The sequence below is a fragment of the Pseudomonas sp. FP1154 genome (assembly GCF_030687245.1).
Taxonomy (GTDB): domain Bacteria; phylum Pseudomonadota; class Gammaproteobacteria; order Pseudomonadales; family Pseudomonadaceae; genus Aquipseudomonas; species Aquipseudomonas rhizophila.
The window spans coordinates 3,891,518-3,916,056 of the sequence record NZ_CP117465.1 but is presented as its reverse complement, the minus strand read 5'-3'; the positions used below and the strand labels follow the sequence as shown (position 1 = coordinate 3,916,056).

Genomic DNA, 24,539 nt, shown 5'->3' with positions numbered 1-24,539 from the left:
GACCCGACGCTCAAGAAACACAGGATTCATATCCCATGACCGATAGCGTATTGCCCATCTCCCAAGACCGCCCCACGTGGAGCGCGGTGCTTGCCATGTCCCTCGCTGCGTTCGCCCTCGTTGCATCGGAGTTCATGCCGGTCAGCCTGCTCACGCCCATTGCGGCCGATCTTCACATTAGCGAAGGGCAGGCCGGTCAAGGCATCGCCGTGTCTGGCGCCTTCGCCCTGATCACCAGCCTGTTCATTGCATCGATTGCCGCTAGGGTGGACCGTAAAAGTTTGCTCCTGCTGCTGACACTGTTGATGATCATTTCTGGAACCGTGGTCTCATTGGCACCCAATTACGCGGTATTCATGGCCGGACGCGCACTGATCGGCGTAGCGATTGGCGGCTTTTGGTCATTGTCAGCCGCCACGGCCATGCGGCTGGTGCCGGATCACCAGATCCCACGGGCCCTGGCGATCGTCAATGGCGGCAACGCGTTGGCGACGGTGGTGGCGGCGCCGCTGGGCAGTTTTCTTGGGCAGATAATCGGTTGGCGTGGCGCGTTCTTTTGCATTGTGCCTGTCGCCGCCACCGCTTTGGTCTGGCTGCTGTTACGCCTGCCCTCCATGCCGGCACAGACGAAGCAGGGTAGCGCCAACGTGTTCAAATTGATGGCGCGAGCCCCCATAGCCTTGGGCATGCTGGCTGCCAGCGCATTCTTCATGGGTCAATTCATGTTGTTCACCTATCTACGACCGTTCCTTGAAACGGTGACGCAGATGAGCGTGTCTTTGCTTTCGTTTGCATTGCTGGTGATTGGCGTGGCCGGTTTGCTCGGTACCTTTGTGATCGGTGCGTTCTTGAAAAATGGCCTGTATCGGACGCTCATCGTCATCCCGTTGCTGATGGCAGCGATTGCACTTGCCCTGGTGGGGTTCGGGGCGTCGGCAACCATCACGATTATCCTGCTGGGGCTTTGGGGTTTAGTGGCCACCGCTGCCCCCGTCGGCTGGTGGACCTGGCTGGCGCGAACGCTGCCAGATGATGCCGAAGCAGGGGGTGGATTGATGGTCGCGATCATTCAGCTTGCGATTGCGGCGGGTGCCACGGTGGGCGGCATCCTTTTCGATCTGAGCGGCTATCAGGCGACTTTCGAAGCCAGCGCGGTTGTGCTGGGTGGTGCAGCCGTTCTCGGCATCCTGGCTGCACGGGCCGCGGTTCGGGATTGCCCAGACATCCGCGCCCGGGCGCAAGCCAAGGCCGTTTGAGCAGATGACCGTTGAGCGCCTGCGGTTGGTGGCACATTGATATATTGGTAGGCTAGGGGCTCGTTACCTATCGAGTGGGTCAGTGTGACTACCGAGCGAATTTTCCAGTTGGAGCAAGCCCTTATGGCCGTGATCGCTGCGGCGGGAAAGATGGGGGTCTGCAGTGATGAACTGTGCGCGCAGGCGGTGGGCGGGTTGATGTTTGAACACCATTGGAGCTGGGCAAACGCACAGTACGCACAAGGGGCGGCCGACGAGATCGACAACGCGTTGAGCCTTCTCGTAGGGAAACCGCCGGTGGAAAACAGGTCGCCGGCGATTGAGACCGGCGCCAATGCGTTGCTCAATCCGCCAGCTAATTCGCGGTCTGTCAGTTTTATTTGATACGAGTGGGCGCCCATTTGCGTGTGCGCCCTCATCGCGAGCAAGCTTTGCTCCCACAGGGTAAATGCTTGGAGGTTAATGCTGCGAGCGATATTCCGGCGCGGCTTCCAGCGAGGTCTTGTGAGCGTTTTCCTTGGACGTTTGCCCCTGCGTATCGGGTAGCGAGGCGACATGAACGGTACGGGCCGGGATCGCAAATCGCACACCGATTCTGGCGAATTCTTCCATCATGCCCAGGTTGATCGCCTGTTGGACATCCATGTAAACGTTGTAGCTGGGGTCCAGCACGATGTACACCGTTTCGAATTCCAGTGCGCTCTCGCCGAAACCGCGAAAGTGCGAGCGGTCGAAGCGGGTCTTTTCCTGAGCCTTGATGATGTTTTCGACGATGACCGGCACTTGCCTTAGCTGTTCTGTCGAGCAGTCATGGGGCAGGGCGAATTCAAAGACGATCCGTCGTTCCTGAAGCCGTTTGTAGTTCTGAATGGTGGTGCTGATCATTCCGGCATTGGCCATCACGATCTGCTCGCCACCCAGGCTACGGATCCGCGTGGTTTTCAAGCCGACATGTTCCACGGTGCCGGCCAGGGAACCCACGACAATGAAGTCGCCGACCTCGAACGGTTTGTCCACGGCGATGGACAGCGAGGCGAACAGATCACCGAGGATGTTCTGCACCGCCAGCGCCACGGCGATACCACCGACCCCGAGGCTGGCGATAAAGGCGGTGATGTTCACGCCCAGGTTGGAGAGCATCGCCAGGAGCACCACGGCCCAGAGAAACACCTTCGCGCCCCACAGGCTCAGGGTGGCCAACGCGCTTTTCTGGTGGATGTCGGAGTGGCTGTGGCGGGCGAAATAGTGCAGCAACGCCAGGGCAATTGCCCGGTTGGCCCAGAGCCCCACCTGCAAGGCTGCGACCACGAACCAGAGGCTGCTGACCCGGTCAAGCCAACGCTCCGGCAGGTCCAGGACGCCGACGCCAATGAGGATGGAGGCCAGTAACAACAGCGTATTGCTGGTGCTGGACAGGACCTCGACGGCGATGTGGCTGACATACGCATCGGGTTTCTGTGCCCGGGCCTGCACTTTTCTCAACAGCAAGCCGATACCGGCCCTGACGATGATAAAACTCACCACCATCACACCCAGGGCCAGGAGCCAGTTGGCGATGGAGATGCCGAGTAATTGGGTATCGGTAAGGAACTGAAGAGAGCTTGAGTCCATGTGAACGGTCACCTGTGCCATTGCTGTTCAGGTTTTGGCCCTTGCCGACTTTGGTGTGAGAACCTGGGCAGGGCATGAACCTGGTTAGTTCGCGCAAAGCACGGGCCGTTCAATTTTGTTCTGCGCCAGCAGTTGCGTAGGAGAGTGCTGGCGGCGTAGTTTCCTGGGCAGAACCTCTGTCAGAGCAATGCCATGCACATGACCGAACTGAGCAATGAGGAGTTGGAGCCGTTGCGCCAGGCGCTGATCCTGGCGGGTCTGCCTGTGGACGACCTGAACCAGCAGGGCCGACGTTTTTTCAGCTTCAGGCAAGCAGACGCTCAGACAGCGTTTGGCGGGATCGAGGGGGAGGGCGCGGACCGATTGTTACGCTCTCTGGTGGTCCCTGAGGGGCTGCGGGGGCGCGGCATAGGCGCAGCGATGCTGGTCGCTCTGGAAGACTTTGCGAAAAACCAAGGTGTGGAGCGCCTTCACCTGCTCACTGCCAGTGCTGCTAGCTTCTTTGTCGCCCAGGGGTATCAGCCGCGTGACCGTTCGCTGGCGCCGATGTCGATCAGCGAAACGGCCCAATTCAGATCATTGTGCCCGGCCTCGGCGGCCTACCTGAGCAAATGCCTCATCTAACGCAGTAGATGCACGGCCAGGCCGGTCAGTCCGCATCCCAGTAGCACCTGGATGACGCCGCGTTTGTAGCGAAACAGCGCAATGGCGGCGGCGAGCGCGATGATTGCCGACGGCCAGTCCAGCGCACCGGAAAAACCGCTGGGCCAAAGCACGTGGTAACCGAAGAAGCAGGCCAGGTTGAGGATCACCCCGACCACGGCGGCAGTAATCGCCGTCAGCGGTGCGGTGAATTTCAGCTCGTTATGCGTCGACTCCACCAATGGCCCACCCGCGAGGATGAACAGGAATGAGGGCAGGAACGTAAACCAGGTCACCAGCGTGGCGGCAACCGCGCCAGCGAGGAAGGCCTGTTCAGGGCCGAACACCTGCATCACGTAGCCACCGACGAAGCCGACGAAAGCGACCACCATGATCAACGGGCCGGGAGTGGTTTCGCCGAGGGCCAGACCATCGATCATCTGTGTCGGGGTCAGCCAGCCGAAATGTCCGACAGCGCCTTGATACACATAGGGCAGAACCGCATAGGCGCCACCAAACGTCAGCAAGGCCGCCTTGGTGAAGAACCAGGCCATTTGCGTCAGGGTGCCTTCCCAGCCGAACAACAGGGTCAACACACCCATCGGCAAGGCCCACAGCAGGGCGCCGATGATCGCCAGCCGGGCCAGTCGCAAGGCGCTGAAGCGGGCATGCTCCGGGGGCGGGGTGTCATCGTCGATCAATGCCGGGCCAAAGGATTGATGCGTGGCGTTGTGGCCGCCCAGGCTGAACTTTTCCGGTGCCCAGCGGCCGCCGAAGTACCCGATGACCGCCGCTCCCAGCACGATCAGCGGGAAGGGGAGATTGAAAGCGAATATCGCGGTGAACGAGCCGGCGGCGATGGCCCACAGCCAACTGTTCTTGAGCGCGCGCGAACCTATCCGGTGGGCGGCATGCACGACGATCGCGGTCACGGCCGGCTTGATGCCATAAAAAATCCCGGCCACCACCGGCACTTCGCCAAAGGCGACATACAGCCAGGACAATGTGATGAGAATGAACAGCGAAGGCAGCACGAACAGCGCCCCGGCAATGATCCCGCCCCAGCTGCGGTGCATCAGCCAGCCCAGGTACGTCGCCAATTGCTGCGCCTCGGGGCCTGGCAGCAGCATGCAGTAATTGAGGGCATGCAGAAAGCGTCGTTCGGAAATCCAGCGTCGGCGCTCCACCAGCTCCTGGTGCATGATCGAGATTTGTCCTGCCGGCCCACCGAAACTGATAAAGCCCAGCTTGAGCCAGAACCAGAACGCCTCGCGCAAGCTGATGGCCGAGGGGCTGGACAACGGGTCGTCGACGGTCGGGATGGGTTTATTCATGGTCGGCCGGTGCTTGAATGGCAAAGGCGACCTACGTTATGGGGCGTTACGCAATTTTGATAGCCCTGGCAAAGCGATTCATGAAAAAAACCGGCTTTCCGGGATTGTCGCCATTGGGGGGGATTTTCCGGCCAGAACGGGTGAATTTGACAGGGCCATGCGCAGGATTTTGGATCCATTGAGCCACCCATCGGCTATGCCACACCGGCAAATTGCCGCCCCCCCAGGCGGTAGGCTAAGCTCACGAATATTGGGGGCTTTGAGGGTTTCGCTCATGCTTTGCCCCCCTCAGGAATTCGCTTGCCTATCCCCCATTTTGATCCGTTCCATGTCCCCGGCGGTGCCCTCAAGCGCCTGCCGTTGCTCAAGGCAGCGGTGGCGTTTATCGCGGCGGTCTGCCTGTGCCTGTGTGGCCTGCTTTTTTTGCAACTGGAACAGTCTCGTCGCTACGATCTGGAGTCGGCGCGCACCGCCTCAGCCAACCTCACCCGGGCCATGGCCCAACAGGCTCAGGACACGTTCCAGCAGACAGACCTGGTCCTGACCAGCCTGGCGGACTGGATAGAGAGCGACGGTTTCGATCCGGCGCTGCAACCACGTCTGCAGAAAACCTTTGCCCGGCGCGTGCAAGCACTGGAGCAATTGCATGGCCTGTTCCTGTTCGACAAGCACGGTCAATGGGTCATTACGTCCTTTGAACAACTGCAGAGGGGCCCAGGGGTGGCAGATCGGGACTACTTTACGTTCCATCAGCAGAACACCGCCCTGATCGCTCATATCGGGCCGGCTATCCGCAGTCGACAAAATGGCGAGTGGATCATCCCGGTGTCGCGGCGCTTGAATGATCAGGACGGCAATTTCCAGGGCGTATTGTTGGCCGGGATCAAGATGTCGTACTTCGATCGATTCTTCGAAAGCTTCAGCCTCGCTGATCAAGACGAGATGGTCCTGGCCTTGTCCGACGGGACCTTGCTGGCCCGGCGCCCCTTCGACGAGGCGAAAATCGGTCGATCCCTGGCTGAGGAACCGGTCTTTCAGCATGAGTTGTACAGCGAAAGCGCCGGTACCGCGACCATCCGCTCCGCTGCCGATGGCGTCCTCAGGCTCTATGACCACCAGCATTTACAGGCCTATCCGCTGGTGGTTACCGCCGCGATGTCCGAACAGGCGATCCTGGCGGGGTGGCACGACAGAGCCTTCAAATCCAGTCTCATCGTAGCGTTGGTGGTGTTGGGTATCTGCCTGTTCGGCTGGGTATTCGTGCGCCAGTTGCGCAACAGCGAACGGATCGAAGCGGACCTGCGCAAGGCCCAGGAAGCGTTGGAGCTGATTGCCACCCATGACAGCCTGACTGGGCTTGCGAACCGTCGGCTGTTCGAGCGGGCCCTGGACATCGAGTTCGGCCGGGGCGCCCGCCAGCGTAGCCCCTTGAGCCTGATCATGCTCGATATCGATTTCTTCAAGCGTTACAACGACACCTACGGCCACGTGGCCGGGGATCATTGTCTGGCAGAAATGGCGAAGGTGCTCAAGGGTTGCTGTCATCGCAAGGCTGACCTTGCCGTGCGTTATGGCGGCGAGGAGTTCGCGGTGCTGCTGCCCGATACCAACCTGCAAGGGGCCTTGGCCCTGGCCGAGCAGATCCGCCGCAGCGTTATCGACCAACACATCACCCATGCCGGCTCTCCTACCGGCTACTTGACGGTGAGCCTGGGCTGCTACGCGTTTGTGCCCAGCAGTCTGGACAGCATTGAAGTGTTCCTCCAGCGGGCCGACGCGGCGCTTTATCAGGCCAAGCACAGCGGGCGCAACCGAGTGGCGGCGTTATCGATGGAAGACGGGTTTGATACGCTGGCGCGCTCGGATCGTTGAGGTCGCAGAAATCATCAAAATCGATGGCCGGGAGATCGTAAGTCGTTGCAACCACCACGGTGGCTTGTCGGTCACAGCTAGTGTCCTGGATCTGGAGCCCTGGCCCGATGAAAAACCTGCGCATAGCGACCTTCAATATCAACGGCATCCGGGCCCGACTGCCCAATCTGCTGGAGTGGCTGGAGCGGGAGAAACCCGACATTGTCTGCTTGCAGGAACTCAAGGCAGCGGACAAGGATTTCCCCACAGCGCAGCTGGAATCGGTCGGTTACGGATCGCTCTGGCACGGCCAGGCGTCCTGGAATGGCGTTGCGATCCTGGCCCGTGATGCGCAACCGCTGGAGAGCCGCCGTGGTTTGCCCGGTGGTGACGATGACCGCCACAGTCGTTACCTGGAGGCTGCGGTGCATGGCGTGCTGGTGGGTTGTCTTTATCTGCCTAACGGCAACCCGCAACCTGGGCCCAAATTCGATTACAAACTGGCCTGGTTCGAACGGCTGATCGCTTATGCCCAGGGGCTGCAGGCCAGCGATCATCCGGTGGTGCTGGCGGGTGATTACAACGTGGTGCCCACCGACCTGGACATCTACAACCCGCGTTCCTGGCTCAAGGATGCCCTGCTGCAACCCGAAAGCCGCGAGTGTTACCAAAGGTTGCTCGACCAGGGTTGGACCGATTCGTTGCGCCATCTGTACCCGGACGAGCGGGTATACACCTTCTGGGATTATTTCCGTCAGCACTGGCAAAAGAACTCCGGGCTGCGCATCGATCACCTGCTGCTCAACCCGGCGGCCAGTCCTTACCTGAGCGAGGCGGGCGTGGACGCATGGGTCAGGAATCAACCACATCCCAGCGACCATGCTCCGACCTGGATCCGGCTCGCTTCGCGAAAACGTCGGTGAGGGAGCGAGGTCTGCGGTCGGTTATTGTCTCGCAAAGGCGAATGCCTTATATCTGCACCCCAGCAGCGGACTTTTTGTAAGCCCTGCACTGGACAGGAAAGGACATCCTCATGAGCCAAACCCGACTGAATGATTCGGGCCGTTATCTGCAACGCCTGGGCTTCGACACACCGCCAGCCCCGACCCTCGACACCTTGCGCCTGCTTCAACGACGCCACACCGCCGAGTTCCCCTTTGAAACCCTTTCGACGCTGCTGGGCCAACCCGTCCCCATCGACCTCGAATCAGTGGAGCGAAAAGTCTTCGAACAAGGCCGCGGCGGCTACTGCTATGAGCTCAATCAATTGTTCCTGGCGCTGCTGTTGGAACTGGGCTTCGAAGCCCGAGGCATCACCGGACGGGTGGTGATGAATGCCCCCGAGGGTGCCTGGCCCGCCCGCACCCACCGCCTCAGCCTGGTGACGCTTGACGGCGTGCGTTACACCACCGATGTCGGCTTCGGCGGCATGGTGCCTACTGCGCCGCTGCTGCTGGACAGCCGTGACACCCAGGCCACTCCCCACGAACCCTATCGCATCGAGGCTCACCCGGACGGCTATCTGCTGCGTGCCTGCGTGGCCGACGAATGGCGGCCGATGTACCTGTTCGATCTGCAGCGCCAGGAAGACATCGACTACACCGTCGGCAATTGGTACGTCAGCAACCACCCCGAGTCGCCATTCATGGGCCGGTTGATGGTGGCTCGCACTGGCGATGGATTGCGCAAGACCCTGAACGGCAACAGCTATGCCTTGCACCGGATAGGCGAGCAAAGCGAGCGCCGGACAATCACCGACGCCGACGAACTGATCGACCTGCTGGAAAACGAGTTTGGTCTGCGCGTACCGCCACGTGAGCTTTTACGGCCCGCCGTGGTTGGGCTTCTGTAACGAAGTGGGGTAGCAGGGGAGGCGCAAGGATCCGCGGGAGAGGATGGCTGTGCGCAACAAGTTGTATACAACTCTATGGACATTTGTCCTGAGTTTTGAATACAGTGTGCGCATAACAAAAAACAGGGAACTCCCGAACCATGAAAACGCCCCATGTTTCACTCCCACGGCCCGAGGACGAAAACCTTGGCGTCGGCGCGAATATGGCTTACGGCCTGCAACATGTGTTGACCATGTACGGTGGCATCGTCGCTGTGCCACTGATCATCGGTCAGGCCGCCGGTTTGTCACCGGCGGACATCGGCCTGTTGATCGCGGCGTCATTGTTCGCGGGGGGGCTTGCAACATTGTTGCAAACCCTTGGCCTGCCGTTTTTCGGCTGTCAGTTGCCTCTCGTGCAGGGCGTTTCGTTTTCCGGGGTCGCGACCATGGTGGCGATCGTCGGCAGCGGCGGAGAAGGGGGGTTCCAGGCCATCCTCGGAGCGGTGATCGCCGCGTCCTTGATCGGCTTGCTGATTACTCCGGTGTTCTCGCGAATCACCCGGTTCTTTCCGCCGCTGGTCACTGGCATCGTCATCACCACCATTGGCCTGACCTTGATGCCGGTAGCTGCTCGCTGGGCAATGGGCGGCAATAGCCATGCCGCCGATTTCGGCAGCATGGCCAATATCGGTTTGGCCGCCGTCACCCTGGTTCTGGTGCTGCTGCTGAGCAAAATGGGCAGCGCGACGATCTCGCGGCTGTCGATTCTGCTGGCAATGGTCATTGGCACGGTCATCGCCGTATTCCTGGGTATGGCGGACTTTTCATCCGTCAGCCAAGGCCCGATGTTCGGTTTCCCCACACCTTTCCACTTTGGCATGCCGACTTTTCATGTCGCGGCCATTCTGTCGATGTGCATCGTGATCATGGTGACATTGGTGGAAACGTCCGCCGATATCCTCGCGGTGGGCGAGATCATCGATACCAAAGTCGACTCCAGGCGGCTGGGTAACGGCTTGCGGGCCGACATGCTGTCGAGCATGATCGCGCCGATCTTTGGCTCTTTCACCCAGAGCGCCTTTGCCCAGAATGTCGGACTGGTGGCGGTGACGGGGATCAAGAGCCGTTTCGTGGTGGCAACTGGCGGGGTATTTCTGGTGGTACTCGGGCTGCTGCCGTTCATGGGCCGAGTGATCGCGGCGGTGCCGACTTCGGTGTTGGGCGGTGCCGGTATTGTGCTGTTCGGCACCGTGGCTGCCAGCGGCATCCGCACGCTGTCAAAAGTCGACTACCGCAACAACGTCAACCTGATCATCGTCGCCACCTCTATCGGTTTTGGCATGATTCCCATCGCCGCGCCGAATTTCTACGATCATTTCCCGAGCTGGTTCGCGACGATCTTCCATTCGGGCATCAGCTCTTCGGCGATCATGGCAATCGTGCTGAACCTGGCCTTCAATCACTTCACCCGGGGTAACTCGGATCAACAGTCTGTATTCGCCGCCGGTACCGAGCGGGTGTTGCGTTATCAGGACCTGGCGGCGCTGCGTGAAGGCGACTACTTCAGTGACGGCAAGCTGCACGACTGCGATGGTAACGAGATTCCGGTGGTGTCGGAGGCAGCCCATGCTCCGGTAGAGCATGGCCCGGTACGATTGAAAAGCAGCGAGCACGTCTAGCCTCGTGACGACGGCGCTTGCTCGGCTTTATGTCTCTTAATAAGGAAAGGCCTGTGATCGAGGATCACAGGCCTTTCTTTTTGCCTCAGAGACTGATCACCAGCGCCCGTAATGACCGCGCGGTGGGCCGTAGTAATAGCCCCGTGGTGGCCCGTAATACACCGGCGCCGGACGATAGTAGACAGGGCGCTCGATGTAGACCGGCTGTGGCTGGTAGTAGACCGGTGGCGGCTGCTGCACATAAACCGGTTGTGGCTGGACGTACACCGGTTGCTGCACGTAGACCGGACGATCACGGTTGATGATCGCTGAGCCGACGATGGCCGAACCAACGATTGCGCCAAACACGGCGGGCCCCTCCCAACCACCTCGACCATGGGCGGATGCCTGGCCGGTGACCGCGAGTGCCCCCATGAGCAGGGCGATGATGGGGAGTTGACGGTTCATAACGATTCCTCGTTTTGGCCCCGGCGCCTGTGGTCTGCAACAGACCCGAATGAGGGTCGCGGGGATACTTGCTCTGACAGCGATTTTTTCAGAATTTGCCGTGCCGTTGGGTAAATATTGTGTAAGGTCTGTAGCGGTTTCTTTACTGCAAGGAGTCACGCATGCAGATCAACCCCAACAAAGACACTCAACTGTGCATGTCACTATCGGCGCGCCCTGGGAACTTCGGCCTGCGCTTTCACAATCACCTGTATGAGCAACTGGGGCTGAATTTCTACTACAAGGCATTCAGCAGCCAGGACTTGCCCGGTGCTGTAGGCGGCATCCGCGCCTTGGGCATCCGCGGGTGCGGGGTGTCGATGCCGTTCAAGGAAGACTGCATCGCCCTTGTCGACGAACTCGATCCTTCCGCCGCCGCGATCCAGTCCATCAATACCATCGTCAACACCGATGGCCATTTAAAGGCCTACAACACCGACTACATCGCGATCGCCCAATTGCTGCAAACCCATGCGGTGCCCAAGGATTCAACCTTTGCTCTGCGCGGGTAGCGGCGGCATGGCCAAGGCCGTGGCCAGCGCCTTGCGCGACGGTGGTTACTCAAACGGTTTGATCGTGGCCCGCAACGAAACCGCCGGGCGAGCCTTGGCCGGCTCCCTGGGTTACGAGTGGCAGGCTGAACTGGGGCAGCGACGGCCGCAGATGCTGATCAACGTCACGCCGATCGGCATGACCGGTGGCCCGGAAGCCGATCAACTGGCGTTCGAGCCCAACACCATCGCAGCGGCCGAGACGGTGTTCGATGTGGTGGCGATCCCGTCGCAAACGCCGCTGATCGTGCGCGCCCAGGCTGAGGGCAAACGGGTCATCACCGGGCTCGAAGTGATTGCGATCCAGGCCCTGGAGCAGTTTGTCCTGTACACAGGCGTGCGGCCCAGCGCGGAACAATTCAAGAAGGCCGTGGCGTTCGCTCGATCCTGATTACTCCAGTCGCGCCAGCCGTTCTTCCAACGCCGCGATCCGCGCTTCGAGTTCTTCGATGCGCTCCAGCGACACGCCGCTGCCGGCACCACGCTCCACGGGATGCTGGCGGGCGGCGAGGATCGCTTCGATATCCGCCGGGTCGCCCATGGCGTGCATGTAACGGTCTTCCCGCTGGCCGGGCTGGCGCGGCACCAACAGCGCCAAGCCACGGGCGATCAGCCGTTCAAGCTGATGCACCACCTGTTCGGTGTCTTCGAAATCGTGCATCCGCCCGCTACGGGTCAGCAGTTCATTGACTGTCTGCGGGCCGCGCAAGAACAGCAACCCCATCAGAATCACTTGGGCCGGCACCAGCTCCAGGGCCTTGTCGACCCGATGCTCCCAGCGGTCGGCGCGGCTGCCCATCACCAGTTTGGTAAAGCCGCGACCTTCCAGCGCACGCAGGCTCTGGCCGACCTGGCCCGGATTGAGGTTCATGACCGGCTCACGGCTGGTCTTCTGGTTGCAGGCCAGCACCAGGGCGTTGAGCGTCAGCGGGTAGGTCTCGGGGTTGGTGGCCTGCTTTTCGACCAGCGCGCCGAGAATGCGGATTTCCGTGCTGTTGAGCCGCGGTTCTTCGGCCGGGCTTTGTTCTTCGATACTCATCGCGCGTTCCCTATGCTGTGGAAGCCGCCTAGCCTAATCCTTGCGCAATAAAAGACAAGGTGCGCAACAAGGCGTGGCTATAATCGCACCCGTTTGATTTGTCCTTTCCTGCCACCTGCATGAGATCGCCATGACTATTTCCCTGTACGCCGCTTCCATCCCGGTTTTCAAGCAGATGCTCAACGCCCTGAGTGATGTCCTGAACAAGGCTGAAGCCCACGCCACTGCGAAAAACATCGACCCTAACGCGTTCCTGCAAGCCCGCCTGTACCCTGACATGTTCCCCCTGGTACGCCAGGTGCAGATCGCGGTGGACTTCGCCAAAGGCGTGTCCGCGCGTCTGGCCGAGCTTGAAGTGCCGAAATATGACGACAGCGAAACCACCTTTGCCGAACTGCAAGCCTTGATCACCAAGGTATTGGCGTTCATCGACGGCATCAGCCCCGAGCAGATCGACGGCAAGGAAGGCATCGAAATCGTCACCCGTCCGGGCACGCCGAAGGAAAAACGCTTCACCGGCCAGAACTACCTCCTGACCTATGGTCTGCCGCAGTTCTTCTTCCACGTCACCACCACCTATGCGCTGCTGCGCCACAATGGCGTGGAAGTGGGCAAACGCGACTACATGGGCGCGTTCTAAACCCGCCAGCATGAAAAAGCCCGGGACGGTGTGGGCCGTCCCGGGCTTTTTTGTGGCGGTCTGTTTACACGGTGGCTGTGCCATCGCTATCGCGAGCAGGCTCGCTCCCACATTGGATTTGTATCTGCCACAAACCCTGTGGGAGCGAGCCTGCTCGCGATGACGGTCATACCTCCAGCGCCGCTGTCAGGCCACGCGTTCGCGCTTCTCTTCCTCACCCAAGCAAGCCGCCGCGGTGAACAGCACATCGGTAGAGGAATTGAGCGCAGTCTCCGCCGAATCCTGCAGGACGCCGATAATGAAGCCCACGGCGACCACCTGCATGGCGATGTCGCTGGGAATACCGAACAGGCTGCATGCCAGGGGAATCAGCAACAGCGAACCACCGGCCACGCCGGACGCGCCGCAGGCACAAATGGCCGCGACGACGCTCAGCAGCACGGCGGTCGGCACGTCCACCACGATACCCAGGGTATGTACCGCCGCCAGGGTCAGTACGGTGATGGTAATGGCGGCGCCGGCCATGTTGATGGTCGCGCCCAGCGGGATCGATACCGAATAGGTGTCTTCGTGCAGGCCCAGGCGTTTGCTCAGTTCCAGGTTCACTGGGATATTCGCCGCCGAACTGCGGGTGAAGAACGCGGTAATGCCGCTCTCGCGCAGGCAGGTAAAGACCAGTGGGTACGGGTTGCGACGCAGCTTCCAGAACACGATGAGCGGGTTCATCACCAGCGCCACGAACAGCATGCAGCCAATCAGCACGGTCAACAGGTGAAGGTAGCCCAGCAACGCGCTGAAGCCTGAGGTTGCCAGGGTCGAGGCCACCAGGCCGAAGATCCCCAGCGGGGCGAAGCAGATGACCACGCGCACGATCACGGTCACGCCGTTGGACAGATCCCCGAGCACGGTACGGGTGGTTTCGCCAGCATGGCGAATGGCAATGCCCATGCCGATGGCCCAGGCCAGAATGCCGATGAAGTTGGCATTCATCAGGGCGCTGACCGGATTGTCCACCACGCTGAGCATCAAACTCTGCAGTACTTCGCCGATGCCGCCGGGGGCGGTGACGGCGACGTCATGGGACACCAGGACAAGGCTGGACGGAAACAGGGTACTGGCAACCACCGCGACCACTGCGGCGGCGAAAGTGCCGAGCAGGTACAGGAAGAGAATGGGCCGGATATGGGTTTCCTGACCGTGCTTGTGGTTGGCGATCGACGCCATGACCAGCACGAACACCAGGATCGGTGCCACGGCCTTGAGCGCTGACACAAAGACCTTACCGATGAAAGCGGTGGACTTGGCAAGGTCCGGTGCCAGCCACGCCAGGATGATGCCGGCGATCAGACCGATGACGATTTGCGTCACCAGGCCGGTGCGTTTGAGGCGGTGTAGAACGGAAGGAGACAAAGCAGTCATAACGGCATCTCTGATTTTTTTTGTGTGCAACGGTCGACCCCTCAGGGCAACAGGCGGGCAGGCCACGTGAGCGGGACCGAAAAGAAAGTACAGCGTTTGCAGGCCGCGGACTTTATCACAGCCCGCGGAAAAACCTGACGGACCTGTGACGATCCGTCGCTTGGGCGTTCACACGCGTTTGTCTGAGGGGCGCATTCTGTTAGGCTTTGGGCCAATCCCCTTTCTACTCTGCCAGCGACCCTTTTGGGCTGACGCTGGTGTCGTTGTTTTGCTGGAGTTCTGCATGTTGTCTGTTTTTCTGTTGTCGGCGGCTGGTTTTACAGTGCTGACCACCGAATTCATCATCGTCGGCCTGTTGCCATCCATTGCCCGCGACCTGCAAGTCACGATTGCCCAGGCCGGGCTGCTGGTCACGCTGTTTGCATTTACCGTGGCGGCATTCGGGCCGTTCCTGACCGCCTGGTTCGCCCGCTTTGAGCGGCGCAAGCTGTTTATCAGCGTGTTGGTGATGTTTGGTCTGGCCAACACACTGGCGGCGCTGGCCCCCAATATCGGCGTAATGGCCGTCGCCCGATTGATCCCAGCCTTGGGGCTACCGGTGTTCTGGGCATTGGCCAGCGAAACGGCAGTGGACATTGTCGGGCCGCAGTTTGCCGGGCGGGCCATCGCCCGGATCGGGTTCGGCATTGTCTGTGCCACGGTGTTCGGTATTCCGGTAGGCACGCTGATTTCTGATGCGTTCGGCTGGCGCAGCGCCTTTGCCATCCTGGCGTTCGTTGCGTTCGCCAAGGCCTTGCTGCTGTTTGTCTACCTGCCCAAAACCAATCTGCATCAGCACCAGGTCAGTTTGCGCTCGCAACTCAAGATATTGCGCAGCCCGTTGATGCAGGGCCATGTGCTGCTGTCGATCCTGGTGTTCAGCGGCATGTTCACCGCGTACACCTACCTGGCCGATATCCTCGAGCGCCTGGCCGGGTTCGACGGCACACTGGTGGGCTGGTGCCTGATGGGCTTCGGGGCCGTGGGGCTGGTGGGTAACTCTCTGGGCGGCCGCGCGGTGGACCGACACCCTTTGATCGCCTCGATGGTGTTTTGTCTGTTCCTGATCGGCGGCATGGTGGCGCTGGTGCCGAGCATTCATTCGACCGTCGGGCTGGCGGCAGCGATGGGCATCTGGGGAGTGACCCAGGCGGCCCTGTTCCTGGTCAGTCATGTACGACTGATGAAGGCCGCGCCTGAGGCTCCAGCCTTTGCCGCATCGCTGAACATCGCCGGGGCCAATCTGGGAATCGGCCTGGGGGCGATGGTCGGTGGGCGCGTCATCGATACCCTGGGCCTGGGCAGCGTTGGTTTTGCCGCGTCCGGGTTCATCCTCATATCGATCCTGCTGGCGTTGTTGCTGATGACCTTCAAGCCCCGTGCCGCCTGCGCGCAGTCCTAAGCGCTGAACAGCTCGCGTCGGGCACCTTCGGCGATGGCGACGATGCCCGGATGGCTGACCTTGCGCTCCACGGAAATGGCATAGAACGACTCGCTGACCGCATCGGTCTGGCCGATCACCTGTACGCCGTACTGACGCTGAACTTCTTCGGCGATCACGCTCGGACCGATGAAAATTCCGCTGCCTGATTGCCCGAAGGCCTGCATCAGCGCGCTGTCGTCGAATTCGCCGACGATGCGTGGCTGGATCTGTTGCTCGGCGAACCAGCGTTGCAAGCGGCTGCGTACCACGGTTTCGGCACCTGGAATCAGCAGCGGGGCGTCATTCAGGCTGCGGGGGAAATCCTGCCCATAGCGCTCGGCCAGCGCAGCGGTGGCAAAGAAGCTGATCCCGCACTCTCCCAACTTCTGGCTATAACCCTTGATGTCCAGGTGGGTCGGCATCGGGCTGTCGGAAATCACCAGGTCCAGGCGCTGGATCGCCAGGTCCGCCAACAGCCGCTCGAGTTTGTCTTCGCGGCAGGTGATGCGCAGCGGCTCACTCAGCTCCATGGTCGGCGCCAGCAGCCGATAGACGATGGACTTGGGCACCACATCTGCCACCCCGACCCGGAACAGCGTCTGCTGCTCATTGGGTTGGGCCCGGAGCATAAGCTCCAGTTCGCCACCCAACTGGAACATGTGTTCGGCATAGGGCAGCGTCTGGCGGCCAGCCTCGGTCAGTTCCAACTGTCGCCCGACGCGGCGAAACAACTTGATGTTAAAGGTTTGCTCAAGCAGCGAAATCTGCCCGCTGATGGTTTGTGGTGTCAGGTTCAGTTGCTCGCAGGCCCGCACGATGCTGCCGGTCTTGGCCACCACCCAGAAGTAATGCAACTGTCGGTAATTGAGCATAAGGCACACCGATTCGTAAAAATCGAAGTATAACCGCTGAAAATACGAATTTTCCTGAAGTATTCACCTATCTAGAATGCCGGGCCATCGGTGAGCCACCTTTGGTGCTCTGTTTAACCCTGAGAGGCATTTATCCATGACGTACAAAACCCTGGGTTTGGCGGCCTTGTTGGCAGTGTCTTCAATCGCCCTTGTTGGCTGCGAACAGGCCGAAAAAAGTGCCCAGCAGTTGATGGGGCAAGCCGCGGAAACGGCCAAGCAGGCAATCGATGACACCCATAAGGCTGCCGAACAGGCGATCAGCGAGGCCACTGGCGGGTTGATCAGTCCCAAGAAGAAGCCGGCGGATGAGGCTGAAGAATCCGAAACCTCCACCCAAACCATTTAACCCGTCATATCGAGTCAGGACTGACCCATGGATTATCTTTTACAACTCGCTGCCAGCCCCACTGCATGGATCGCGCTGGCGACTCTGGTCGTCATGGAAATCGTGCTCGGCATCGATAACCTGATCTTCATTTCGATCCTGACCAATAAACTGCCCGAACAGCACCGCGCCAAGGCGCGGCGTATCGGCATTGGCATGGCGCTGATCCTGCGCCTGGGCTTGTTGAGTACCATTGCTTTCATCGTGCAGTTGACTGAGCCGGTTATCGAAATCCTTGGTCAGGCATTCTCCTGGAAGGACATGATCCTGATCGCCGGCGGCCTGTTCCTGCTGTGGAAAGCCACCACCGAGATCCACCACAGCATGGACCCGGCACCGAATGATCCGAAGTCCGCCACCTCCGGCGTGACCCTCGGATTTGCCGCTGCGATCGGTCAGATCCTGATGCTGGACCTGGTATTTTCCATCGACAGCATCATTACCGCCGTGGGCATGACCGAGCATCTGCCGATCATGATCATCGCTGTCGTGATCTCGGTGTTGGTGATGTTGCTGGCGGCCGAGCCACTGGCCAAGTTCATCAACGACAACCCGACAGTGGTCATGTTGGCGCTGGGCTTCCTGATCATGATCGGCATGACGTTGATCGCCGAAGGCTTTGGTGCTCATGTGCCCAAGGGCTATATCTACGCAGCCATGGCGTTCTCGGCAGCGATCGAGGTGTTGAACATGATGTCGCGTCGCCGTCAGCAAAAGGCGTTGGCTGACAAAGCCTGATTACAGGCACTCAAAAGCCGCCCGGGTCCATGCCCGGGCGGCTTTTTTTTGGATTTTTGAAGGGCGGCGGGACGGTCAGTGTGCGGCGGCGTGGCGCCTGGCCGGTTTTGGTGCTTTTTCCGCCCGCGCTGGTCGTGGCGCAGGATGATGGCGGCGTGCAATGCGCAAAACGCCCCACAGCATGGCTGTGGCGACGCTTAACCAGCCGAATATCAGCATCAGGATTGTTGTGGTCAGGCTCATCTGTGCCTCCTTCTGCCCAAGTTCAGGGCGACGCACTCGTTACAATGGACAGTCTAGTCGCTAAAGTGTTGCAGGGAATCGATCGGTATTGATGACAGACGGACCGCTTCGTTCTATCGCCGCGATGGGACTGCTGTTTAAGGCTATACCCACGTCTGTCTGCACCTTATGATCGACGGCCCTTGCCTGGCCCGATGTCGGGTGCCTTAACAAGAGAGTCCTAATGTTTCCGGTAATTTCCTCTTTTCGATCACTGGTACTGGTGACGGCCTGCCTGGCGGCCCTGGCGGGTTGCGCAGGCAGTGTGTCGCCGCAGATTCAGCGCCTGCCCGAGCGGGTGGAACTCAACAGCGTGCCGTTCTTTCGTGGCGAAATGTACCAGGGTGGCCCCCAGTCGCTGGCCAGCCTCTTGACGCTGCAAGGCACGGTAATCACCCCGGGGCTGCTGGAGAAGCCTCTGCATCTGCCGGAAGGCGAGGCTCATTTGCAGCAGAACCTGCAGACCCTGGCGCGAGAATATGGGCTGGTGGTATACCCCCTCGACAGCGAACTGCCGGCACTGTTGGAGCAAGTCGCGGCAGGTTATCCCGTGTTGGTGCGCTATACGGAGGGGTCGGCTTTCTGGTCTGGGCCCAGGTACGGCATTCTCGTCGGTTATGACCGCCAAAAGCAGACGGTCTTGCTGCGATCGGGGATGAACCGGCGGCTGCTGATGAGCTTCAGTGGGTTTGAGTCGGCTCTCAAGGATGCTGGAGGCTGGGCGGTATTGGTCCAGCGACCTACGCAGCTCCCGGCCAAGGTAGACTCTCAGCGCTGGCTGAAAGCTGCGGGCGAACTGGCCGGGGCAGGGCAGGAGCAGGCAGCGGCCCGGGCGACTCAAGCCCTGAGCGGCGCACACTGATCTCACCCCCCGTTCGTCACTTGTCGGGCACCACCCGCCATGCCAGAGGCTCCTAACCTCAGGGCCGGAATATCCGGCCCATGCTTGCGAGGAGAAAAGCATGGCACAGTCGAAAACACCTACGGGGCCACATTCTTCCGAACATTCTTCAGGCGATGATTTGGGATTTGATCCCGATTCGCCGGATCTCGGCGATCCTCAAGTCGATCCGATAGGCCCCGCCAAGGCGCCTCTGGACGAAGAGGATGAGCAGGAAGAGCCCGGTTCCAGAGCGTATGACCCGTTGGGTGATCTAAAACCTTGAATAAACAAAGCCCCGATGAGTCGGGGCTTTGTTTGCCTGGTTAATTAATTCGACGCTTCGACTACACCGGTTTGGCGGCTCTTGAGGTTCTTGGCCGCCTTGTATTGAAGGGCCGCGGCAGGGACGCTGGCGCTTTTGCCGGTTTCCACCCAGCTACGGATCCGGCTGGCATCGGCGAAGTGGGTATATTTCCCAAACGCATCCAGCACCACCAGGGCCATCGGTCGATTGCTCATTTTCGTCACCAGTACCAGGCAGTGGCCGGCCTGATTGGTGAAGCCGGTCTTGGTCAGCTGGATGTCCCAGCCAGCCTTATGGACCAAGTGGTCGGTATTGCGAAAGCCCAGGCTATAAACCGGTTTGCGGAAGGTTACGGTCTTTTCCTTGGTGGTACTCAGTTCGCTCAGCAATGGATATTTGCGTGCCGCGATCAGCAGTTTGGTCAGGTCCCGGGCGGTGGATACGTTGTGAATCGACAGGCCTGTGGGCTCGACATAGTGGGTGCTGCTCATGCCCAGCGCCTTTGCCTTGGCGTTCATGGCCGCGATGAACGCTGCGTACCCGCCCGGGTAGTGGTGGGCGAGGCTGGCGGCGGCGCGGTTCTCCGACGACATCAGGGCAATCAGCAACACGTCCCGGCGTGACAGTTCGCTGTTGAGCTTGACCCGGGAAAATACCCCCTTCATCTCCGGTGTATTGGCGATGGTCATGGAGATGTATTCATTCAGATCCTGCTTGGCATCCAGCACGATCAGACCGGTCATCAATTTGGTCACCGAAGCGATGGGCACCACTACGTCGGGATTGCTGGCATAAACGACTTTATTCGTCTGCAAGTCCAGCAGTATCGCGCTGCCCGAGGCGACTTGCAGTTTTGAGGTGTCTCGCGGGGCGGCGATGGTTTCCTGCGCCTCGACATTCTGCGTGATAAAGGTACCTGTGAAAGCGATGAACAGGCTGAGGATAGAAAGACGGATTTTCACGCGAGTAGACTCGATAGAGTTGAAGGTGCCGTGCAGCAATGGCTTGTTAAAAAAGCGCTGCATTTTATGAGTATGGGCGACGACAGCGCCATATGCCTGTACCGCCGGGGCTTGCGATTAAATAAAGTTTAATGAAGGGCGCAAAAACTCCTGTGGGAGCGACCCTGCTTGCGATAGCGGTGTGTCAGTCAGCATGGATGAAGGCTGAGACAAAGCTATCGCGAGCAGGCTCGCTCCCACAGGGATTGGAACTGCGCTGAAAAGGCGTATCAGCTATGCAGCGTTTCCGCCGCATACAAGGTGTTTTCCAGCAGACAGGCACGGGTCATCGGACCTACGCCGCCAGGGACTGGAGTGATCCAGCCTGCACGGGGCAGGGCGGTTTCGTAGATTACGTCGCCGACCAGCTTGCCATCGTCCTGGCGGTTGATACCCACGTCGATCACGATGGCGCCTTCCTTGATCCACTCGCCCTTCACCAGGCCAGGCTTGCCGGCGGCAACGACCACCAGGTCGGCGCGGCCGACGTGTCCAGCCAGGTCCTTGGTAAAGCGATGGGTCACGGTGACGGTGCAGCCGGCCAGCAGCAACTCCATGGCCATCGGACGGCCAACGATGTTGGACGCGCCAACCACCACGGCATCGAGACCGTACAGGTCCACGCCGGTGCTTTCCAGCAACGTCATGATGCCTTTGGGGGTGCAGGGGCGCAGCAGCGGGATACGCTGGGCCAGGCGACCGACATTATAAGGATGGAAGCCGTCGACATCTTTGTCCGGGCGGATACGCTCCAGCAGTTTGGAGGCGTCGAGGTGTTCAGGCAGGGGCAGTTGGAGCAGAACGCCGTCGATGTTCGGGTCGTCGTTCAGGCGATCAATCAGATCAGCCAATGCTTGCTGAGTGGTTTCGGAAGGCAGGTCGTAGGCCTGGGAAAGGAAGCCGACCTCTTCACAGTCTTTACGCTTGTGCGAGACATAAACCTGAGAGGCAGGATCGCTGCCGACCAGGATCACCGCAAGGCCGGGCGTGCGCAGGCCTTGCTGGCGACGCTCGGTGACTCGTTGGGCGATCTGCTGGCGCAGGCTGGCGGCGATCGATTTGCCGTCGATAAGTTGTGCAGTCATTGCGCGTGGTTAACCATCGAGAGGGGAAAAAAAGAGAACGCATTCTCGCATGCCGAGGCGTGAGGGCAAAGGCGCTTGGTCTGCAAATTCCCCTAACCCCTTTAATTAAATGAATTTTTTTTAAAAAAGAGTTGACGACCTATCAGGCCGTCTATAACATTCTTCGCACTTGTCGGGCACAGCCTAGCACTGGTTAAGAAGGTGGAGCAGAGTTGGTTGGTTTAACTCGGTAACACTGAAAGCACTTAGTTTGTAATCGTCCAAGAATACAGATTAAAAAGGCGCCCGTAGCTCAGCTGGATAGAGCATCCGCCTTCTAAGCGGATGGTCGCAGGTTCGAGTCCTGCCGGGTGCGCCAATTAGGCAGCTTTGGCACAAGTAAGGCAACAAGGCAATATGGTGGGCGTAGCTCAGTTGGTAGAGCACGGGATTGTGACTCCCGTTGTCGTGGGTTCGATCCCCATCGTCCACCCCATATTCTAGAAAGGCGCCAGATTAACAGTCTGGCGCCTTTGCTTTAAAAGCTTGATACGCGGATGTGGTGGAATTGGTAGACACACTGGATTTAGGTTCCAGCGCCGCAAGGTGTGAGAGTTCGAGTCTCTCCGTCCGCACCATACAAGTCGCTATTTAAATAGCAGAGAACGGCGCAGTACCTGAAGAGGGCTGCGCCGTTTTTGTATTCATGATTTTTTGTCGCCGACCCTGGTTCAGGGTTGTGCGGGGTGCCCGGGTCATCACGATTGTGTTTCCTGATGATGCGCGGCATGCCCGTTGGTCTCCTCGCGAGACCGGATGCCGGGCGCGCGGGTTTGCTGCTCCTATATATAGAAGCATTGACCCAGAGCCTTGCAGCGACCGACTGTATTTGCAATCCGGGCGAGGCATGACCGTATGTCCGCTCCTAAATTCGGCGCCTGTTTCCAGCCCTTTTTCAGTAGGGTGACTTCTTGAGTTTGACCTACTAGAATGCATGCCCTTGATTCTGGGGTCGGAAACGCCCGGCCAACGTCTGTGCAACGAGGAATATCCATGCAAGTTTCTGTTGAAAATACTTCTGCTCTTGAGCGCCGCATGAGCATCACCGTGCCGGCTGAGCGCATCGAGACTCAGGTCAACAAGCGTCTGCAGCAGACTGCCCAAAAGGCCAAAATCCCAGGTTTCCGCCCAGGCAAAGTGCCAATGAGCGTGATCCGTCAGCGTTATGAAGCTGACGCACGCCAGGAAGCCGTGGGCGATGTGATCCAGTCTTCGTTCTACGAAGCGGTCGTCGAGCAGAAGCTGAACCCGGCCGGCGCTCCGTCCGTCGAGCCTAAAGTGCTGGAAAAGGGCAAGGACCTGGAGTTCATCGCCACGTTCGAAGTGTTCCCTGAGTTCACGGTTGCCGGTTTCGAGTCCATCTCCGTCGAGCGTCTGAGCGCCGATGTTTCGGATGCCGACCTGGACAAGATGCTGGATATCCTGCGCAAGCAGAACACCCGTTTCGAAGTGGCCGATCGTGCTGCCCAGAACGAAGATCAACTGAACATCGATTTCGTCGGCAAGGTCGACGGTGAAGTGTTCGCCGGTGGTTCCGCCAAGGCTACTCAGCTGGTGCTGGGCTCTGGCCGCATGATCCCTGGCTTCGAAGATGGCCTGGTTGGCGCCAAGGCCGGTGAAGAGCGCGTTCTGAACCTGACCTTCCCTGAGGACTATCAGAACCTGGACCTGGCTGGTAAATCCGCCGAGTTCACCGTGACCGTCAACAGCGTTTCCGAGCCGAAACTGCCAGAGCTGAACGAAGAGTTCTTCGCCCAGTTCGGCATCAAGGAAACCGGTCTGGAAGGTTTCCGCGCCGAAGTTCGCAAGAACATGGAGCGTGAGCTGCGTCAGGCCATCAAGTCCAAGGTCAAGAACCAGGTCATGGACGGTCTGCTGGCCTCCAACCCGATCGAAGTGCCAAAGGCTCTGCTGGACAACGAAGTGAACCGTCTGCGTGTACAGGCTGTTCAACAGTTCGGCGGCAACATCAAGCCGGACCAACTGCCCGCTGAGCTGTTCGAAGAGCAAGCCAAGCGCCGCGTTGTGCTGGGCCTGATCGTTGCTGAAGTGGTCAAGCAGTTCGAACTCAAGCCTGACGAAGCCCGCGTTCGCGAGCTGATCCAGGAAATGGCTTCGGCCTATCAGGAGCCTGAGCAAGTCGTGTCCTGGTACTACAAGAACGACCAGCAACTGAACGAAGTCCGTTCGGTTGTGCTGGAAGAACAAGTTGTGGATACTGTTCTGCAGAAAGCTAGCGTGACCGATAAAGCGGTCTCTTACGAAGAAGCGGTCAAGCCGGTGGAAGCTCCACAAGCCGATTGATCGTTCTGCGGTAAGAAATACACACCCATAAGCCAGCCTTCGCGCTGGCTTATGCGTATTCAAGACATAACTATTTGGGAGTGACTGCGAGACATGTCCCGCAATTCTTTTTATCAGCAGAGCTCTGACATCCAAGCCGCAGGCGGCCTGGTCCCGATGGTTATCGAGCAGTCTGCCCGTGGCGAACGTGCCTATGACATCTACTCGCGTCTGCTCAAGGAACGCGTCATCTTCCTGATCGGCCCCGTTGAAGACTACATGGCCAACCTGGTTGCGGCGCAACTGCTGTTCCTTGAAGCGGAAAACCCGGACAAGGATATCCATCTGTACATCAACTCACCTGGTGGCTCGGTGACAGCAGGCATGTCGATCTACGACACCATGCAGTTCATCAAGCCTGACGTTTCCACCATCTGCATCGGCCAGGCCTGCAGCATGGGCGCATTCCTGCTCGCCGGTGGCGCAGCGGGCAAGCGTCACTGCCTGCCTAATTCGCGCATGATGATTCACCAGCCGTTGGGTGGTTTCCAGGGGCAGGCGTCGGATATCGACATCCATGCCAAGGAAATCCTCCACATTCGTTCGCGCCTGAACTCGCTGCTGGCCCATCACACCGGCCAAAGCCTCGAAACCATTGAGCGTGACACCGAGCGTGACAACTTCATGAGCGCTGAGCGTGCGGCCGAATATGGCCTGATCGACTCCGTGATCAACAAGCGTCAAATGCCTGCCTAAGCCGCTCAAAATGCAGGTGGTTGGGATGACCGGCCGCCTGCGGGCTTGAAAAAGCCCGCAATTGC

General features: G+C 59.6%; 24 protein-coding genes, 3 tRNA genes and 1 pseudogene. 19 read left to right on the top strand and 9 right to left on the bottom strand.

Annotation, left to right across the window (positions count from 1 at the left end):
* Positions 1 to 35: 35 nt before the first annotated feature.
* Together PSH91_RS17520 and PSH91_RS17515 are read left to right on the top strand one after the other, a co-directional pair.
* A complete protein-coding gene (locus PSH91_RS17520; RefSeq protein WP_173406759.1) occupies positions 36 to 1,256 on the top strand; it encodes an MFS transporter in 1,221 nt (406 codons plus the stop codon).
* 123 nt (positions 1,257 to 1,379) lie between these two features.
* A complete protein-coding gene (locus tag PSH91_RS17515) occupies positions 1,380 to 1,640 on the top strand; it encodes a hypothetical protein (protein ID WP_173406760.1) in 261 nt (86 codons plus the stop codon).
* A gap of 75 nt (positions 1,641 to 1,715) precedes the next feature.
* Here the strand turns inward: PSH91_RS17515 and PSH91_RS17510 are convergent, their stop codons facing one another.
* Positions 1,716 to 2,867: a mechanosensitive ion channel family protein gene (locus PSH91_RS17510; protein WP_047228517.1), complete on the bottom strand. Its 1,152-nt coding sequence runs from the start codon at positions 2,865 to 2,867 to the stop codon at positions 1,716 to 1,718.
* 192 nt (positions 2,868 to 3,059) lie between these two features.
* Here PSH91_RS17510 and arsN2 point away from each other — a divergent pair, with 192 nt between their 5' ends.
* Positions 3,060 to 3,491 carry an arsenic resistance N-acetyltransferase ArsN2 gene (gene arsN2 / locus PSH91_RS17505; RefSeq protein WP_188251337.1) on the top strand — a complete coding sequence of 144 codons (432 nt, stop codon included), beginning with the start codon at positions 3,060 to 3,062 and terminating at the stop codon, positions 3,489 to 3,491.
* Here arsN2 and chrA read toward each other — a convergent pair.
* Positions 3,488 to 4,843, bottom strand: coding sequence for a chromate efflux transporter (gene chrA / locus PSH91_RS17500; protein ID WP_160891330.1), 1,356 nt, complete (start codon positions 4,841 to 4,843; stop codon positions 3,488 to 3,490). The two genes, arsN2 and chrA, sit on opposite strands and share 4 nt — an antisense overlap.
* A 300-nt stretch (positions 4,844 to 5,143) precedes the next feature.
* Here chrA and PSH91_RS17495 point away from each other — a divergent pair, with 300 nt between their 5' ends.
* The 4 genes from PSH91_RS17495 (at position 5,144) to PSH91_RS17480 (ending at position 10,207) form a co-directional block, all read left to right on the top strand.
* The gene (locus tag PSH91_RS17495; protein WP_305466304.1) at positions 5,144 to 6,715 is read left to right on the top strand and encodes a GGDEF domain-containing protein; all 1,572 of its coding nucleotides are present in this window, start codon (positions 5,144 to 5,146) and stop codon (positions 6,713 to 6,715) included.
* Positions 6,716 to 6,822: 107 nt separating this feature from the next.
* The gene (xth, locus tag PSH91_RS17490; RefSeq protein WP_047228513.1) at positions 6,823 to 7,617 is read left to right on the top strand and encodes an exodeoxyribonuclease III; all 795 of its coding nucleotides are present in this window, start codon (positions 6,823 to 6,825) and stop codon (positions 7,615 to 7,617) included.
* Positions 7,618 to 7,727: 110 nt separating this feature from the next.
* Positions 7,728 to 8,546, top strand: coding sequence for an arylamine N-acetyltransferase (locus PSH91_RS17485; RefSeq protein ID WP_047228512.1), 819 nt, complete (start codon positions 7,728 to 7,730; stop codon positions 8,544 to 8,546).
* 140 nt (positions 8,547 to 8,686) lie between these two features.
* The gene (locus PSH91_RS17480) at positions 8,687 to 10,207 is read left to right on the top strand and encodes a nucleobase:cation symporter-2 family protein (protein WP_047228511.1); all 1,521 of its coding nucleotides are present in this window, start codon (positions 8,687 to 8,689) and stop codon (positions 10,205 to 10,207) included.
* Between the two features lie 96 nt (positions 10,208 to 10,303).
* On the opposite strand, the gene PSH91_RS17475 is transcribed toward PSH91_RS17480, so the two are convergent.
* Positions 10,304 to 10,654 carry a hypothetical protein gene (locus tag PSH91_RS17475; protein WP_047228510.1) on the bottom strand — a complete coding sequence of 117 codons (351 nt, stop codon included), beginning with the start codon at positions 10,652 to 10,654 and terminating at the stop codon, positions 10,304 to 10,306.
* Between the two features lie 161 nt (positions 10,655 to 10,815).
* On the opposite strand from PSH91_RS17475, the pseudogene PSH91_RS17470 reads away from it, so the two are divergent.
* A pseudogene (locus PSH91_RS17470) lies at positions 10,816 to 11,635 on the top strand (shikimate 5-dehydrogenase).
* Here PSH91_RS17470 and PSH91_RS17465 read toward each other — a convergent pair.
* On the bottom strand, positions 11,636 to 12,283 hold the full coding sequence (locus PSH91_RS17465) for a YceH family protein (protein ID WP_047228508.1): 648 nt from the start codon (positions 12,281 to 12,283) through the stop codon (positions 11,636 to 11,638).
* Positions 12,284 to 12,413: 130 nt separating this feature from the next.
* Between PSH91_RS17465 and PSH91_RS17460 the strand changes: the two genes are divergently transcribed.
* Complete coding sequence (locus PSH91_RS17460; protein WP_047228507.1) at positions 12,414 to 12,923, top strand: DUF1993 family protein; 510 nt, start codon at positions 12,414 to 12,416, stop codon at positions 12,921 to 12,923.
* Between the two features lie 186 nt (positions 12,924 to 13,109).
* Here PSH91_RS17460 and sstT read toward each other — a convergent pair whose 3' ends face one another.
* Entirely contained in the window at positions 13,110 to 14,342 is a 1,233-nt protein-coding gene (sstT, locus tag PSH91_RS17455; RefSeq protein ID WP_047228506.1) for a serine/threonine transporter SstT, read from the bottom strand.
* A 283-nt stretch (positions 14,343 to 14,625) separates the two neighbouring features.
* Between sstT and PSH91_RS17450 the strand changes: the two genes are divergently transcribed.
* Positions 14,626 to 15,783 carry an MFS transporter gene (locus PSH91_RS17450; protein WP_047228505.1) on the top strand — a complete coding sequence of 386 codons (1,158 nt, stop codon included), beginning with the start codon at positions 14,626 to 14,628 and terminating at the stop codon, positions 15,781 to 15,783.
* Here the strand turns inward: PSH91_RS17450 and nhaR are convergent.
* Positions 15,780 to 16,676, bottom strand: coding sequence for a transcriptional activator NhaR (gene nhaR, locus PSH91_RS17445; RefSeq protein ID WP_076383964.1), 897 nt, complete (start codon positions 16,674 to 16,676; stop codon positions 15,780 to 15,782). The genes PSH91_RS17450 and nhaR overlap by 4 nt on opposite strands.
* 136 nt (positions 16,677 to 16,812) lie before the next feature.
* On the opposite strand from nhaR, the gene PSH91_RS17440 reads away from it, so the two are divergent.
* Both PSH91_RS17440 and PSH91_RS17435 read left to right on the top strand, forming a co-directional pair.
* The gene (locus PSH91_RS17440) at positions 16,813 to 17,064 is read left to right on the top strand and encodes a hypothetical protein (RefSeq protein WP_107322275.1); all 252 of its coding nucleotides are present in this window, start codon (positions 16,813 to 16,815) and stop codon (positions 17,062 to 17,064) included.
* 27 nt (positions 17,065 to 17,091) lie between these two features.
* On the top strand, positions 17,092 to 17,841 hold the full coding sequence (locus PSH91_RS17435; protein ID WP_305466302.1) for a TerC family protein: 750 nt from the start codon (positions 17,092 to 17,094) through the stop codon (positions 17,839 to 17,841).
* A 75-nt stretch (positions 17,842 to 17,916) separates the two neighbouring features.
* On the opposite strand, the gene PSH91_RS17430 is transcribed toward PSH91_RS17435, so the two are convergent.
* Complete coding sequence (locus PSH91_RS17430) at positions 17,917 to 18,084, bottom strand: hypothetical protein (RefSeq protein WP_171061342.1); 168 nt, start codon at positions 18,082 to 18,084, stop codon at positions 17,917 to 17,919.
* A 223-nt stretch (positions 18,085 to 18,307) separates the two neighbouring features.
* Between PSH91_RS17430 and PSH91_RS17425 the strand changes: the two genes are divergently transcribed.
* Both PSH91_RS17425 and PSH91_RS17420 read left to right on the top strand, forming a co-directional pair.
* Entirely contained in the window at positions 18,308 to 18,985 is a 678-nt protein-coding gene (locus tag PSH91_RS17425) for a peptidase C39 family protein (RefSeq protein WP_047228501.1), read from the top strand.
* Between the two features lie 100 nt (positions 18,986 to 19,085).
* Entirely contained in the window at positions 19,086 to 19,289 is a 204-nt protein-coding gene (locus tag PSH91_RS17420; protein ID WP_076383965.1) for a DUF6021 family protein, read from the top strand.
* Between the two features lie 44 nt (positions 19,290 to 19,333).
* On the opposite strand, the gene pbpG is transcribed toward PSH91_RS17420, so the two are convergent.
* Positions 19,334 to 20,272: a D-alanyl-D-alanine endopeptidase gene (gene pbpG / locus PSH91_RS17415; RefSeq protein WP_047228565.1), complete on the bottom strand. Its 939-nt coding sequence runs from the start codon at positions 20,270 to 20,272 to the stop codon at positions 19,334 to 19,336.
* Positions 20,273 to 20,541: 269 nt separating this feature from the next.
* Positions 20,542 to 21,396: a bifunctional methylenetetrahydrofolate dehydrogenase/methenyltetrahydrofolate cyclohydrolase FolD gene (gene folD / locus PSH91_RS17410; RefSeq protein ID WP_047228500.1), complete on the bottom strand. Its 855-nt coding sequence runs from the start codon at positions 21,394 to 21,396 to the stop codon at positions 20,542 to 20,544.
* A 281-nt stretch (positions 21,397 to 21,677) separates the two neighbouring features.
* On the opposite strand from folD, the gene PSH91_RS17405 reads away from it, so the two are divergent.
* From PSH91_RS17405 to clpP, 5 genes are all read left to right on the top strand, one after another.
* Positions 21,678 to 21,754, top strand: a tRNA-Arg gene (locus PSH91_RS17405).
* A gap of 41 nt (positions 21,755 to 21,795) precedes the next feature.
* A tRNA-His gene (locus PSH91_RS17400) sits at positions 21,796 to 21,871 on the top strand.
* A 57-nt stretch (positions 21,872 to 21,928) separates the two neighbouring features.
* A tRNA-Leu gene (locus tag PSH91_RS17395) sits at positions 21,929 to 22,013 on the top strand.
* A gap of 415 nt (positions 22,014 to 22,428) precedes the next feature.
* Positions 22,429 to 23,739: a trigger factor gene (gene tig, locus PSH91_RS17390; protein WP_047228499.1), complete on the top strand. Its 1,311-nt coding sequence runs from the start codon at positions 22,429 to 22,431 to the stop codon at positions 23,737 to 23,739.
* 93 nt (positions 23,740 to 23,832) lie between these two features.
* On the top strand, positions 23,833 to 24,474 hold the full coding sequence (gene clpP / locus PSH91_RS17385; RefSeq protein ID WP_003183177.1) for an ATP-dependent Clp endopeptidase proteolytic subunit ClpP: 642 nt from the start codon (positions 23,833 to 23,835) through the stop codon (positions 24,472 to 24,474).
* Positions 24,475 to 24,539: the final 65 nt, after the last annotated feature.